The sequence below is a fragment of the Nostoc edaphicum CCNP1411 genome (assembly GCF_014023275.1).
GTDB classification, from domain to species: domain Bacteria; phylum Cyanobacteriota; class Cyanobacteriia; order Cyanobacteriales; family Nostocaceae; genus Nostoc; species Nostoc edaphicum_A.
The window spans coordinates 7,290,179-7,306,683 of sequence record NZ_CP054698.1 but is presented as its reverse complement, the minus strand read 5'-3'; the positions used below and the strand labels follow the sequence as shown (position 1 = coordinate 7,306,683).

Here is a 16,505-nt window from a genome sequence, read left to right as displayed (position 1 = left end):
TGCTAAGTCAAGTTAGTATTGCTATTATTTCACACTATATGACAATAATTATCAGTTAGTTGTAAAAACATCTCCAACTTTGTGCAGCAAGGCATTTATCAAACAGAATTCAGGAGTCAGGAGCCAGAATTCAGAATTGAATTCTGTGCGACACTTCGACCACGCTCAGTGCATCGCTGGTGGATGAATAAACGGGTTTAAAACCCCATCGTCTGCACGGTGTCTACTTTTTCGTTGGCGTCTGAATCCCCATCCAATTGATTCTGACTCCTGAATTCTGACTTCTGAATTCTTCTTCAAACAGTTAACCACCCTCTTGTACCTGCATTTGGTTGAGTAGTTTCTCTACTTCTTCTTCAGAAAGTTGGTCTAAGTTAGTTAATAACTGTTGTGCTTCACCCCTTTCGACGCGCTCAATTTGCGGTGTCTTTGCTGGTTGTGGCTTTTGATGCCATTGCAGTTTTAGCAAATCAGCCTGGGAAGCTAAGGTAGGATTGAAGAAAAACTCCCGAATTGGTAAATTAAGTTGGAGAGAGGAACGCATCTGAGCAAGTACTTGGGTTGCTGATAAAGAATTACCGCCCAACTCGAAAAAGTTATCGTGAATGCTTTGCACCTCGACTTGGAGAACAGATTGCCAAAGGTTTGCGATCGCCACTTCCAAATCTGTGATTGGAGGTGTAAAATATAACTCAGTTTTAGGGGATTGAAACTCTGGTAAAGGTAAGGCACGGCGATCCACCTTACCATTAGGTGTTAATGGTAATGCTTCCAAAGGTATATAAAGTGTAGGTATCATATATTCTGGCAATCGTTGCTGTAGAAATTGCCGTAACTTCTGTGTCATCAATTCTGTTTTTGTTAACTGCGTTTGCGGATTTTCTGGCGACAGCCAACGAGTTTTCCAGGTTGGGTCGATACAACCGCCGACAAAACTATGCAACAATATATGTTCCTCGTGCAAAGCAAAATTCTCGCGGATAGTATCAAATTCTAAAGCCCCTATCGGACATAAGCCTAAGTCATAATCGGGAGCCGTTTCCATTAATAGCTGACTGATATAACCCGCTTCCAGCATACAGAAATCCCTAGATTTATCGCCGTAAATTGGTGCGATCGCCTGCAAATCACCAATTAAAAACAAGGCAAACGCCCCTTGCTCAAAAATCTCCTGATTAATGCCATAAATCCCACTGTCAACTTTAGCTGAATTGCTCAAGTGAATCAGTTGATGCTGTTGGGGATGATAGTAGTAAATCCCAGCCGTTAAACTTTGAACTTGATTTGGCTTAATGTAAATGTATGTCTGGACTGGATACAAACTACCAGCAGAAGCATAACGGTACTTAGGCAATGGTGAATTTGATAGTTGCTGCGATCGCAAACATTCTAAAAATTCACCCAAGCTATTGAGAGATACAGATTCCTCTAAAAATTGGCGATAACTTTGTCTTTGCAGCTTGACATCAAAAGACTCAGCCCCAGGTAAAGCAACCGAAATACTAGAATCAAATCTTCTAACACCCCGTTGTTGGAGTTTAAAATCTGTGGGAGAAACCCCACCCGCCCCGGCTACCCTCTCCTTTGCAAGGCTACCGTCTACACATAAATCGGAGTTACTTTGAGATCCGGGTTTTACCCCCCTTAATCCCCCCTTGCAAAGGGGGGAAACAAGATTTTCTAGTTCCCTCCCCTTTGCAAGGGGAGGGTTAGGGTGGGGTAATTCGAGAACTTGCGTATACACCGTAGCCTTTGCAAGGGGAGGGTTGGGGAGGGGTGTTATTTCTGGCTGCAACACAATATAGGCAAGCAATTGCTGTTGAGACGATAAGCCCAAAGTTGTGACAACTGCTTGAGCGATCGCTGGATGCTGTTTTAGAGCCGCTTCAATTTCACCCAACTCAATCCGGTAGCCATTGATTTTAACTTGAAAATCCTCTCGTCCTAAAAATTCTATTGTCCCGTCTGGGAGATAGCGCCCTAAGTCACCGGTTTTGTAGAGAGTATAGGGCATTGGTATTCTCCCCTGCTCCCCTGCTTCCCAGTTCCCAATAAACGGATTGGGAATAAACCTTTCTGCCGTTAATTCTGGATTTTGCCAGTAGCCTTTGGCGATACCCAAACCGCCAATGTAGAGTTCACCAATTGCCCAATTCGGGCAGGGTTGGAGGGATTGATTGAGTACGTAAACCCGTTGATTGGTCAGAGAAGATCCGTAGGGAATACTTTTCCAATTGGAATCGATTTTGCTAATAGGGTAAAAAATAGACCAGATAGAGGCTTCTGTAGCACCCCCTAAACTGATAATTTGGGGATGATTAAATTGACTGCAAATGCGCTCAGGGAGTGTGAGGGGAATCCAGTCACCACTAAGGAGAATTAAACGGAGGGATTGGGGATTGGGGATTGGTATTCTCCCCTGCCCCCCTGCTTCTTCCCCACTCCCCAATTCAACCAAAAGTTGCATTAAGGCGGGAACAGAATTCCAAATTGTTACCTGATGCTGGTTAATTAGGTGCATCCAGTGAGATGGATCATTGAGGCGCTTGCAATCGGGAATGACAATTGCTCCGCCGGCGGCGAGGATGCCAAATATGTCATATACAGATAAATCAAAACTCAGGGAAGACAGGGCTAAAATGCGATCGCTAGCTGTCACGTCAAAGCGTTGATTAATATCTAAAATCGTGTTCACGGCTCCCTGATGATCGATCATCACACCTTTAGGCTTGCCAGTAGAACCGGAAGTGTAAATGACGTATGCTAAATCTGTAGGTTGCTGTATCGCTGCGGGTATGGCTGTATAAGTTGGAGCATCGAGAGTATCAACACATATACGACTGCAATCATCTGTCCATTCTAAAGCCACATCCAGCCAGGATTGAGTGAGGATAATTTGTGCTTGGGTTTCCTCCAACAAGTGTAGGCGGCGTTGTGTCGGTAATTGGGGATCGATAGGTACATAAGCAGCCCCGGCTGTCAAAATTGCTAAGGCGGCAATTGCTTGCTCCCAACCTTTATCCATAACAATTGCCACCAATTGATTTGGGATTACGCCTAATTGCTGTAATAGTTGGGCAAGGTGACAAACGCGATCGCTCACCTCTTGATATGTCAGAGATTTTTGGGTAGTAAAAATTGCAGGCTGCTTGGGTTGCTTTGTTACCTGCTCAAAAAATAGGGTGTGAAGTAGGGGAATTGGGAATGGGGAATGGGGAATAGGGAATAGGGAATGGGGCATTGGATAAAAGTCCATCTCTCCCATCTTCCCTGCAACTGAAGTTGCTAAATGTTCCAATAATTCACAGTAGGTGTGGAACATTTCATCTAACATCCCTGGTGGGAAGAGATCATCAATGGTATCCCAGTTAAAAACTAATGCCCCAGCAACTTCTGCTACTTGATGGTCAAAATACACCTGGGAAGTCTGGCTGAGGCTGTATACTAAGTCACTGCGCCAGCTACGCTCTGTTGTTTGTTCTCGATTGTCTTGGGTGAGTGTGCTGGTAAAGACTACGGGCATGATTGCGCCTGTCACCCGTTGTTGATTGCGGGCAAGGTGGCGTAGCACTTCCACACCACTGACATAACGATGATCTAAATCTTCCCATAGCTGTGCTTGGATGTGCCGAGCAAGTTCCAGAAAATTTTTACGCCCCTTGTTCTCAATTGCCAACAGCAAAGACGCGGTGAAGTCTCCCACAATTAGATTGACATCGGGATGCAAGGGTAGACGATTAAAAAGGGTCAAATTTAGGGTAAAACACGGCTCCTTACTCCACCGAGAGAGAATTTCCGCAAATGCAGCTAATAGCAAACCTGATGGTGTAATTCCGACTTGGCTGGCTTGCTGTTTTAGCCGTTGCCATTTCTCTGGAGCTAAATTGCCACTACGCCGAACAAAATGGGGTTGAGTGATTGTACTGAGAGGCTGAGTCAAAGGTAAATCTGGTGCGGCTGGTAGGTTGGCAAGTCTGGCTTGCCAGTAGGCTTGCGATCGCGCATAAATTGCCGATTTCCGTAATTCCTGTTCTCCCAACACATAATCACGAAAAGATAATCTGCTTGTCGGCAATTGAATATCAGGATTGTGCAATATTTGCACTATTTCTGTCCCTAGTAGTTTAAAACTCCAAGCGTCCCCAATTAATACATCAAAGCTAATGCAAAAGCGAATTTTTTCCTCATCCAATAAAACTGCTTGAATTTCAAATAATGGATAGCGATCGGTAGCAAATATTTGGTGAGAAAGGCGATCGCGCAACTCCATCAACTCTACCCCACCCGCCCTATCGAGTATCTTCTCCTTATCAAAGAGAGGGTTAAATTGCTCCCTCCCCTTTGCAAGGGGAGGGTTGGGGAGGGGTAATTCTCCACGCAAATCAGTCACAGCAATTTTATAAGGTGGCACCTCTTTTAAAACGCGCTGTTGTCCATCGGGTTGCACAATTACCCGCAACATATCATGATGCTCAATTAGCCTTTGTAATGCCCATTCCATTTGTTCTACAGACAATCCCACCGTTTCAATTTCTTGGTAGCCGTGGGTAGCAACATTACCCAACTCAAAAGCGGCGTTACGTCCGATGAGATATGCTTGTTGAATGTCCGTTAGGGGAAAAGGTTGATAGCGTTCCTGGGGACGTGGTTGAATTTGGGGTAATCTCGACTGAGTGATATCGCCCTGTAATTGCTCAATTTGTGCTGACAAACCTGCGATCGTGGGATGCTGAAATAAGCTCTTGAGAGGTACTTCTACATTGAGAGATTCATTGATTTTCGCCACTAACTGAATACCCAGCAGCGAATGTCCCCCCAATGCAAAAAAGTTATCATTAATTCCAATTTGTTCAACTTGAAGTGTTTCTTCCCAGATGATGGCGAGAGTTTGTTCTGTGGGTGTACGTGCTTCCACATAGGCATTCTCTAATTCTGGACGTGTTTTGTCTACCGTGGGTAATGCCTGACGATCAATTTTGCCATTGGGAGTATGCGGCAGTGCTTCCAGAGTAATAAAGTTTGCAGGAATCATATAACCCGGTAAACGTTCCGCCAAAAATTGCCGCAAATCTGAGGATTTTGCACTTAGAGAAGCAATATAAGCAACTAAACGTTTCTCACCGGTTACTTCTTCAGGAGCCATTACAGCACACTCTTGCACATCTGAATGTTGGCTTAGTACCGCTTCAATCTCACCCAATTCAATGCGATAGCCCCGAATTTTCACTTGGTTATCCAATCTTCCCAAGTATTCCAAATTACCATCTGGGAGATAACGGACGCGATCGCCTGTTTTGTAAAGATTGGGCATGGGGCATTGGGCATGGGGCATTGGGTATGGGGCATTGGTTATTCTTTCTCTCCCTGCTTCTCCTGGTTCCCAGTCCCTAACAAACGGATTTGGTATAAACCTTTCTGCTGTTAAATCTGGACGCTGCCAATAACCCCGTGCTACTCCTGCACCACCAATGTAGAGTTCCCCAGGTACACCCACTGGTACTGGTTGCAAATGGTCATCTAAGACGTACACTTGACTATTAGCAATAGGTTGACCAATTGTCGGCGATGGAGTTACGGCGTTAACACCTTTAAGTTGGACGTAGGTGGAATAGGTAGTATCCTCTGAAGGACCGTAGAGGTTGAATATTTGCTGAATGTAGGGTAATTGTTCAAGTTGTTGCACCAGTCGCCAACTCAGCGGTTCACCTGCCAAATTCACAGTTTGGACAGAGTTGGGAATAGCATTGAGTTGCAGTAATTGTGCGATCGCACTGGGTACAGTATTAATCAGCGTCACCTGATTTTTCGCTGGCAAATTCGGCAGCGCCAAGGCATTTTCTGCGAGGATGACTTTACCGCCCCAACTCAGAGGTACAAATAACTCAAATATTGATAAATCAAAGCAAATTGAAGTTGAGGCTAATACACCAGCGATCGCATCTGCATTAAATACTTCCCGCGCCCAATATAATAAACAAACTGGATTACGATGTTCAATCATCACCCCCTTCGGTTTCCCTGTAGAACCAGAAGTATAAATCAAATACGCTAGATTTTCCGGTGTCACCAAGGTTACAGGATTACTAACAGAATTTTCAGCTATAGCTTCCCAATCTTCGTCCAGATAAACAATTTTTGTATTGCTATTTACTTGGTAAGTGGCGGGGTAGGGTTTTGATGATGTCTGAGTCAACAGAATCGGAACTCGCACATCTTCCAGAATCCACCTCAACCGAGTTTCAGGATAAGCCGGATCTAAAGGTACATACACTCCACCCGCTTTCAGAATCCCCAAAACCCCAATCACCATCTCAACAGAACGTTGCAGACAAATTCCCACAGGTGTTTCTACTTCCACACCCAAATGTTGTAAATGATGTGCTAATTGATTAGCTTTACTATTAAGTTCTCTATAAGTAAAAGATTGCTCACCAAAAATCAACGCGATTTCATCCGGTGTCTGTTCCACTTGCGCTTCAAATAGTTGATGAAGGCACTGATGATTAGGATATTCTTGTGTAGTTTGGTTCCAAATTTTAAATTGCTGCTGTTCGTTGACCGTTAAAAAAGATATTTCTGACAGCTTTTGCTCAGTATTTACAACTATACTCTCTAGCAAAGCAATCCAATGTTCTACCATGCGAGCAATTGTAGCAACATCAAATAAATCTGTACTGTATTCAAACTGTCCAGTAATTCCCTGTTCGGTGTCTTGTAAATTCAGACGTAATTCGTATTTTGCCGTCTCTTCATCAAAAGGCAATCGTTCCAGAGTTAACCCTGGCAATTGTGGCGATCGCACCGATGCTAATTGTAAATCAAACTTAACTTGGAATAACGGCATCATCTGACTGAGATTCCGTTCAGGATTTAACACTTCCACCAATTTTTCAAAAGGTAAATACTGATGGGCAAAGGCTGCAAGCGCCACCTCACGCACTCGCGCCAATAATTCCTGCACCGTAGGATTTCCTGCCAAATTGGTACGCAACACCACTGTATTCACTAACAAACCAATTAAATTCTCAGTCTCTTGCCGATCGCGGTTAACAATATCAGTACCAATAACTAAATCATCTTCTCTCGTGTAGCGATATAGCAATACCTGAAAGCTAGTTAACAGCAGCATAAACAGCGTTACCCCTTGCTTGGCTGCTAAAGCTTTAACTGCTTGGGATAAAGATGGCGATAAAGCTACAGAATAATCTGAACCGCTATATGTAGGTACGGCTGGTTGTGGGCGACTTGACAACTGTAAAATAGGTAATTCACCAGCTAATTGCTGTTGCCAATAACTAATTTGCTCTGTGAGAAATTCACCCTGTAACTGTTGCCTTTGCCACACAGCCCAATCAGCATACTGAATAGGCAACTCTGGTAATGATGAAGTTTCTCCTTGGATAAATGCTGAATATAGTAGCGATAATTCTTTCAGGAAAACACCAATCGACCAGCGATCAGAAATAATATGATGCGTTGTTAGTAGTAAAATATACTCCTGTTCTCCTAAATATAATAGGAGCGATCGCAATAAGGGTTGACTCAAATCAAAGGGGCGTTTTGCCTCTGCTAGAGCTAACCTTTGCACTTCTAATGGAGTGTTAATTTCGCTGATATCAATAATCGTCAGCGCTAGAGGTTCCCAAGGTGTAATAACTTGGATGGGCTGCTTTTGGGCGTTGGTAGTGAAACAAGTGCGTAAGGTTTCGTGTCGTCGCCGTAATTCATTTAGAGATTTTTCTAATGCTGACACCTGCAAGACTCCCCGTAGCCGCAGAACACAGGGGACGTTGTAAACAGAACTAGTAGGTTCGAGTTGCTGAATGAACCAGAGGCGTTGTTGAGCAAAAGATAGGGGAGTATTTTCTGTATCAGGGCGTTTGGGAATGCTGAAAGATTGTCCTAATGTTAATCCTCGCTCTTTTAAGCGGCGTTCAAATAGTAGTCGTTGTTCTGGTGATAATTTAGCTAAGAGTTTTAGATAGTCAGTCATATCAAGTAAAAAATATGTATTTGATGAAAAAGTTCTCTCGAATTACCCCCCTTAATCCCCCCTTGCAAAGGGGGGAGATCGGAATTACTCCCCTTGCAAAGGGGGGAGATCAGAGATCCGGTTCCCTCCCCTTTGCAAGGGGAGGGTTAGGGTGGGGTAACTGTGAGTTGTTGAGCGACTTCTGTGGGTGATAGGCTCTGAATCTCTGTGAGCAAGGCAGTCATTTCTTCGATATCTTGGGGTTGTTGAGCAGCTACAACAACGGCAATGGCAGCTACAGTAGGCGCTTCGTATAGTAGGTTTCGCATGGAGAGTTCTATGCCGAAGCGATCACGCAAACGAGAGATGGCTTGAATTGCCAGTAGGGAATGTCCGCCCAAATCAAAGAAGTTATCATCAATGCCAATAGGTGTAATTCCTAAGAGTTCTTGCCAAACTTGAGCGATCGCTTCTTCGATTTCGTTGCTGGGTGGAATGTATTCGTTGGCTAAATTAGGGCGTGTATGGGCAGTATCAGTGGATGATTCTGTTTTGGTTCCATTTGAAGATTTTGGTGTTACCCATTGCTCTAAACGCTTGTGGAGGCTACTTTTGGAAACTACGACAGCCTCCGGTAAACCTAAGCTAAGAACTCGGCAGGTAGCATCCCAAACCTCTTGAGGGGTAAGTGCTAGTGCGGCTAAATTTGCTCCAAAACCACTATTAATCTCAAAAGCATCATCTCGGCAAGCATCCCAGTTGATGCTAATCCAGGGAAATGTACTGACTTGATTTTGTTGCACAGCAAACATATCTATGACTGCATTGGCGGCGGCGTAAGCTGCCAATCCCAAACCGCCCAAAACACTGGAAAGGGATGATTGCAACAGGCAAAAATCTAGGTGTTTGTTACCGATAACTTCAGCGAGGGCAAATAATCCCTGCACTTTTGTACGGTAATTGTAGTCCCAGTGATTTGGAGTCAATTGGGGCAGCAATGCCATTGAATGCTCATTGCTCATGGGCGTGGAATAGAAAACACCATGTAGTTGTCCAAATTTTTGTTCCGCATGAGCGATCGCTTGCTTTAACTGCTGACAATCAGTAATATCTACATTCGCCGAGATATAATCGACACTAGCATCATCTAAAGTCCGTTTCATGGCTTCGGGAATGACATCACTAAGCAGGATTAACCGCACTGGCATTTGTGCCAGGAAATCGGCGTAAACTGTTCCCAGTCCGGTTGTCAAATCGCCTACAATCAAGTAATTTCCTCCTTCTCGCAGAGGTAAAACCCCACCTGCTCTATCAGGCTCCCTCCCCTTTGCAAGGGGAGGGTTGGGGTGGGGTATTCGCACAGCTTTAAAAATTTGTTCCCAGCGATGACTACCCCGATAGGCAACAATAGCCTCATTTCCAGGGCTGAAACATTCTCTAATTAATTGCTGCACCAATCGCTGACGTGTATCAGTAGACACTAAAATGTCAACACAACGACAACTCACTTGGGGAATCTCTTGAGAAATAACTTTTCCCATCGCTAAAACCATCGCTTTGAGAGGGTTAATTTCTTCGTTACCCAATACTATTTGCCCGTCATTTGTGACTACAGTAATTGGAATTGCTGCCTTAACAGACTGCGAAGAAATCGCCTGCGCCAAATACAATAAATCATAACTCTGGTTTTGATGTTGGTTAGGACTAGTTAAATTCCATAAATGCAGAATGCGATCGGGCATCAATTCACGCAACTGCAAGTCTTCCAGCAAATCAACAAAGTCCTGTTTTTCTTGAGGATTAACTGTAAAGGTGCGGTATGCTGGTTGTTCATATTTTTCGCCAGGAGTAACGATAATTACATCATGTCCAGCGTTTTGCAGAGTGTGAACAATCTCTGTGCCTACGTCGTAATTATCTGCTAGCACCAGCCAACACTGCCGTTGTGCAGTTAAATCTACCAACGGACGTGATAAACTCCGTTCCCAAGTGGGTATATAGAACCAGTCAGAGGGAGAAGCGTCATATTCACCCCTCCCCAGCCCAAAGGGGAGGGAGCTAGATAGGGCGGGTGGATCAATCCAGTAGCGTTGACGTTGGAAGGAATAGGTGGGTAATGGCAATCTGTGGCGCTGTTCGTGAGCATAGAAGCCTAACCAATTAATGGGTACACCAGCCAACCATAATTGCCCCAAAGTTTGGAGCAAAAATGCTATATCTGATTGGTTTTCCTGGGGATGGCGGAGGGAAGATAGTATAGTTTGAGTGTGGGTTTGTTGCTTGGCTAGAGTCGTGAGCGTCTTCCCTGGCCCGACTTCCAGTAAAATTCGGTTGGGTTGTTTGAGGAGTTCTGTAACCCCGTTAGCAAATTGTACAGGTTGGCGTAAGTGAGTTGCCCAGTAATCAGGGTTAGTTGCTTGCTCAGGTGTAATCCAGTCCCCAGTGACGTTAGAAATAAATGGGATTTGGGGCGATCGCAAATTCATCCCTGTAAAAGCATCAATAAATGGCGCGATGATCTCATCCATCAAGGGTGAGTGGAAGGCGTGGGATGTCTGCAAGCGGCGATAGGTAATATTTTGGGTATTTAAATATTGTTCTAACTTGGCAATTTCTACCTCAGTACCAGATACCACAGATAACTGAGGTGCATTATTTGCCGCAATGACTAAGCTACCTGACAATAAAGGTTGTAATCTGTCCGTCGACATGGCCACCGACAGCATCGCCCCTGGCGGACATTGCTGCATCAACTTACCACGCATCGCTACTAACTTTAAGGCTTCCGGTAGCGAAAATACACCTGCTAAGGTTGCAGCAACATACTCACCAATGCTGTTACCAATCATCACCTGGGGTTGAATTCCCCAGGATATCCACAGTTGTGCTAGGGCATATTCGATTACAAATAAAGCGGGTTGAGCATAGCTGGTTTGGGATATGGCGGTATTTAATTCCGAAAACAAAACCCCGTCTACCCTTTCCTCGGAGTTACTTTGAGATCCAGGTTTTACCCCCCTTAATCCCCCCTTAGAAAGGGGGGAAACCGGAAAATCTTGTTCCCTCCCCAATGCAAGGGGAGGGTTAGGGTGGGGTAATTCAATAACTTGTGTAAGGGTGGTATTTAATTCAGGATAAATTAGATTTCGCAAATCTAAGCCTAAGTGGGGCTGGAGTAATTCACAACAATGATCTACTTGTTGGCGAAATACTGACTCTGTGGCGTATAATTCTTTCCCCATGTTGACATATTGGCTTCCTTGTCCTGGAAATAAAAAGGCAATTTCACGCCTTTCTTTAGGAGCAACCTGAGTCAAAATTTGCGTTCCATCATCCAAAATCTGGATTGCTTCTGCTGTCGTTTGACACAATAGCATTTGCCGATGGTCAAAATCCTGTCGTCCTACTTGCAGGGTATAAGCCACATCCGCCAGATTGATTTCTGGATGCTGTTTTAAATGACTAGCGAAATTAGCTGCGATCGCACTCAAAGCAGTGGGGGTTTTCGCTGATAAAATTAACAACTGCCAGGGACGGGAAGCAGTGGATGATATGATTGCAGGTGCTTCCTCAAGAATCAGATGGGCATTTGTCCCACCAATCCCAAAGGAACTTACACCCGCACGGCGGGGAATTTGATCGGTTTGCCAATCAGCTAAATTGGTGTTGACATAAAAAGGAGTCTTGGGAAAATCAATTTGGGGATTGGGCTGTTGGAAGTGCAAACTGGGGGGAAGTTGTTTGTGTTTGAGCGCCAACACAGTTTTGATGAAACTGGCGATCCCGGCGGCAGCATCTAAGTGTCCAATATTGCTTTTTACAGAGGCGATCGCACAGTATCCTGTTTTGTCGGTTTGAGAGCGAAAGGCTTGAGTTAGAGCCGCAATTTCAATCGGATCGCCCAATGCTGTACCCGTACCGTGAGTTTCAATATAAGTAATGGTTTCCGGGTTTACCTCCGCCACAGCTTGCGCCGAGCGAATAACGGCTGCTTGGGTATCAATTCGAGGGGCTGTATAGCTGACTTTCAAAGCACCATCATTATTGAGTGCCGATCCTTTAATTAAAGCATGGATATAATCGCCATCCCGGAGAGCATCTTCAAGGCGCTTGAGAACAATAACACCTAAACCACTACCTGCGATCGTACCTTGAGCATCAGCATCAAAGGCTCGACAATGCCCATCTTGAGAGTAAATTCCCCCTTCTTGGTACAAATAACCAGTTGGGCTGGATAAGGATACACCCCCCGCTAATGCCATGTCACACTCTCCACTCAACAAGCTCTGACACGCCAAATGCACGGCTACTAAGGAGGTGGAACAAGCTGTTTGAATATCCACACTAGGGCCGCGCAAATTTAGTTTGTAGGAAACTCGTGTGGTGAGAAAATCCTTATCGTTGGATAAAAACAATTGATAGCGATTGACGTTGGCTTGAATTGTCGGGTGAGAAATCAAATTCAATAGATAGCTGTTCATTGCCGAACCAGCATATACTGCGATCGCTCCGGCATAACTCTGGGCATTATATCCAGCATCTTCTAACGCTGACCAAGCACATTCTAAAAAGAGTCGGTGCTGCGGATCAAGAATTTCTGCTTCTCTGGGGCTAAATCCAAAGAATTCGGCATCAAAGCATTCAATATTTTCTAGAGTTGCAGCTACTTTTACGTAGTCACGATGTTGCAGTAGTGAAGGAGCTACACCACTTTTTTGTAATTGCTCATCAGTTAAAAGAGTAGCTGATTCTACACCATCCTGAAGATTTTGCCAGAATTGTTGTAAGTCACTGGCTCCGGGAAATTGTCCCGCCATGCCGATAATTGCTATTTCTAATCCGTTGTAGTTCATATAATATATAAGTTTTTTGAAACGTAGACGCGGAGCGGCTTGCCGCAGGCTACCGCAGAGACGCAGAGAGCGCAGAGGAGAGAAGAAGGTTAATTTGGTTTAGTTTGCTGATTTTCTACAAGCTGTTGGCGGCGTTGTAGAAGTCGCTGTTTACCCGTTTCTAGCTGGACAATTCTGGATTCAACTTCGCCATCAAGTAAAGTTGAGGCGGTGGTTTGGGCTAAATAGGTGGATAGAGAACTAATTGTGGAATAACGGAATAACTCTACTAGAGGAATATCTTGATGAATGCGATCGCGCAACTGTCCTTGCATTCTTACCATTAATAAGGAATGTCCCCCTAAATCAAAGAAATTATCATCGATGCCGATGGTGTCAATATGAAGTAACTCTTGCCAAATCTCAGCAATTTTTTGCTCGATTTGTGTCTGCGGTAAAATCAGAGATGTCGCCAGTCTTGAAAGCGAGTTATTTGGCGCGGGTAGTGCTTGGCGGTTCACTTTACCGTTGGGTGTAAGAGGTAATTGCTCTAGCACAATAAACACCGCAGGTATCATATACACGGGCAATTTTGTTGCCAAAAAGGAACGCATTGTAACCCCATCCGCACTAACACGCACCCTCCCATTAGGGATGGGTTCTAGCTCCCTCCCCTTTGCAAGGGGAGGGCTGGGGTGGGGTGTATTGTAGACAACATACGCAACTAAACGCCGCTCTCCCGGTTCATCTTCCTGCACAGCAACCACAGCCTGCGCCACTTCTGGATGTTGATTGAGTACCGCTTCAATCTCTCCCAACTCAATGCGATAACCCCGAATTTTCACTTGGTTATCCAATCTCCCCAAGTATTCTAAATTACCATCCGCGAGATAACGAACGCGATCGCCAGTTTTATAAAGAGAAAGTCCTGACACTATGCTGTTAATACTCAAACCCCCACCCTCTCTAGCTCCCCTCCCCTTTGCAAGCGATGCCCTGAGCTTGTCGAAGGGGGGAGGGGTTGGGGGTGGGGTAAAAGGATTTGCCACAAACCTCTCTGCTGTTAACTCTGGACGTTGCCAATAACCCCGTGCTACTCCCGCACCACCAATGTAAAGTTCCCCCGGTAAACCCACAGGAACAGGTTGCAAATAGTCATCAAGAACGTAAAATTGAGTATTAGTGATGGGACGGCCAATAGTAACAGACTCACAAAGACTGAGTTGTTGCACGGCTGACCAAATTGTAGTTTCTGTTGGCCCGTAAAGGTTCCAAACTTCTCCACTGCATGATATTAACTCCTGGGCGAGGGAATTATCTAAAGCTTCTCCACCGCAGAGAATTTTTAAATCTTCTTTTCCTCGCCAACCACTAGCTAGGAGTAAGCGCCAGGTGGCTGGAGTCGCTTGCATGACGGTGACTTCATGTTGTTTGATAGCGGCTGTTAATTGACTGGGATCAACTAGAGCCGTTTGGCGAGTGAGGATGAGTTGAGCGCCTGCAATTATGGGTAAAAACAGTTCCAGGGCGGCTATGTCGAAAGCAATTGTCGTACTTGCTAAAAGACGATCGCTGGCGGTAATTGATAACTGCTGCTTCAATGCTGTGAGAATATTGACAAGCGATCGCATTTCCACCATCACCCCTTTTGGTTTACCGGTGGAACCAGAGGTGTAAATCAAATAAGCTAAATTTGCTAGATTTACTTGACATTCGGGGTTTTTTATGATTTGTTGAGCGATCGCTGACCAATCTGTATCGATACAGATTATTTCATAGTTTGGTAAAAAATAATTCCCCGCGTCCTCTTCTAAACTAGATTCAGTGACTAGCAACGCAATCTCGGCATCCTCAATCATAAAGCGCAGACGTTCAGCCGGATAACTGGGATCGAGAGGAATGTATGCGGCTCCAGTTTTGAGAATACCTAATAGTGCTATAAGTAATTGTGGCGATCGCTCTAAATAAACTCCTATGCGTGCCTCTGGCTGAATTCCCAATTTTTGGAGATAATTAGCCATTTGATTGGCTTTGGCATTTAATTCGGCGTAGCTTAGACTGTGTTCCTCAAATACAACTGCTGTTGCATCGGGTGTTTCCTTTACTTGTTGCGCGAACAATTCATCTAAACATTGGTTGGGGATTTCCCTCGCTGTATTATTCCAGTCAACTAGTATTTGCTGCTGTTGTATCGGAGAAAGTAATGGCAGTTGTACCAAAAGACAATCACCCTGAGTCAGCATCCCTAATAATAAGGTTTCTAGCTGTTGTAATAATTGGGTAATATTGTCTTCGGTGTAGCGATCGCGATCGGATAGTATTCTTAAACTAAGCTGAGAATCTGCCACTGCATACAGTGTTAAAGGATAATTTGTTTGCTCTGTGGCGTGGATATTACGAATTTGCAACGTTTCCAAGGATTGCTTGAGCGCAGATTCCACAGGATAATTTTCAAACACTACTAAAGTTTCAAACAATGGCAGAGAACGAGGAACTTCGCTGCAACGTTGAATATCCGTCAAGTTACTGTATTCATATTGCCGTATTTCTACTTGCTGTAATTGGATGTTTTGCAACCAAGAATATAATTTTTGCTGTGGTGAGACTGATACTCGTAGTGGTAATGTATTGACAAACAGCCCCACCATCGATTCAACACCTGTTAGCGTGCCTGGACGACCGGAACAGACAGTACCAAATAGGATATCTATTTCTCCACTATAACGACTTAACAATAGAGCAAAAGCAGCCTGTACAAGAGTGTTGAGAGTAATTTGCTGTTGTTTGGCGAAGCTTTGTAGTTGCTGCGTTTGCTCACAAGTTAGGTGAATGCTTTGCTCAGTATAATGGGTAGATAAATTATCCGGTCGAGTCTCGCCAAGTTGTCCAATACCCAAGCGGGTGGGAGTTGTAAATCCTTGTAAATGCTGTTTCCAAAACGCTTCTGCTTGGGAAACATTTTGCTGCTGCAACCAAGCGATGTAGTCTCGATAAGGACGTGGGTTAGATAGTCTCGGTGTTTGTCCCTGGATGTATGCGCCGTAAATCATCAGAAATTCCTGAAGCAAAATCGGCATTGACCAACCATCTAACAACAGATGGTGATAGCTCCAGACAAATTGATATACTGCTGGTGCAAGTTGGATGAGAGTGATGTGCATTAGGGGCGCTTGCGATAAGCTAAATCCCTGTTCTCGCTCCTTTTGTAGTATTTTTGCGAGTTCCTGTTGTTGTGCGGTAGTAGAATAATTGCGCCAGTCAAGATAAGTGATGGGACATTTTAATTGTTTACCGACTACTTGCAATGGTTTTTCTAACTTATTCCAAACAAATGCTGTTCGTAACACGGTGTGGCGATTGACTAAATATTGCCAAGCTTCCTCAAAAGCCGGAATATTTAAACTACCGTGTAATTCATAGCTGACTTGGATGACATAAGCCCCAGAATTGGGAGCATAAAGGCTATGGAACAGCATACCCTGCTGCATGGGTGAGAGGGGATAAATATCTTGAATGGTTTGACGGTTTAGGGTTGTGTTCACTGTTTATCCTCTGTCTCAAAATTCGGTGTTTGCTAAATATAGATAAGAAATTTTCTACGCAGAGAAAAAGATTTACCCCACCCTAACCCTCCCCTTGCCAAGGGGAGGGAACCGGATTTCTGGCTTCCCCCCTTTGCAAGGGGGGATTGAGGGGGGTAA

3 protein-coding genes are annotated in these 16,505 nt (G+C 44.5%); all 3 read right to left on the bottom strand.

Translation table 11 applies throughout. From position 1 onward, the window contains the following. Window positions 1–304: 304 nt before the first annotated feature. The 3 genes from HUN01_RS33175 to HUN01_RS33165 all read right to left on the bottom strand — a co-directional run bounded on the left by HUN01_RS33175 (window position 305) and on the right by HUN01_RS33165 (window position 16,346). The gene (locus HUN01_RS33175) at window positions 305–7,993 is read right to left on the bottom strand and encodes a non-ribosomal peptide synthetase (protein ID WP_238845879.1); all 7,689 of its coding nucleotides are present in this window, start codon (window positions 7,991–7,993) and stop codon (window positions 305–307) included. Between the two features lie 146 nt (window positions 7,994–8,139). Beyond that, window positions 8,140–12,825, bottom strand: coding sequence for a type I polyketide synthase (locus HUN01_RS33170; protein ID WP_181929720.1), 4,686 nt, complete (start codon window positions 12,823–12,825; stop codon window positions 8,140–8,142). Window positions 12,826–12,914: 89 nt separating this feature from the next. Next, entirely contained in the window at window positions 12,915–16,346 is a 3,432-nt protein-coding gene (locus tag HUN01_RS33165) for a non-ribosomal peptide synthetase (RefSeq protein WP_181929719.1), read from the bottom strand. Between the last annotated feature and the right edge of the window lie 159 nt (window positions 16,347–16,505).

What these genes read in the sequence shown, in the direction of transcription:
- HUN01_RS33175 (WP_238845879.1), bottom strand. Translation starts at nt 7,993, where the DNA reads ATGACTGACTATCTAAAACTCTTAGCTAAATTATCACCAGAACAACGA.
- HUN01_RS33170 (WP_181929720.1), bottom strand. Translation starts at nt 12,825, where the DNA reads ATGAACTACAACGGATTAGAAATAGCAATTATCGGCATGGCGGGACAA.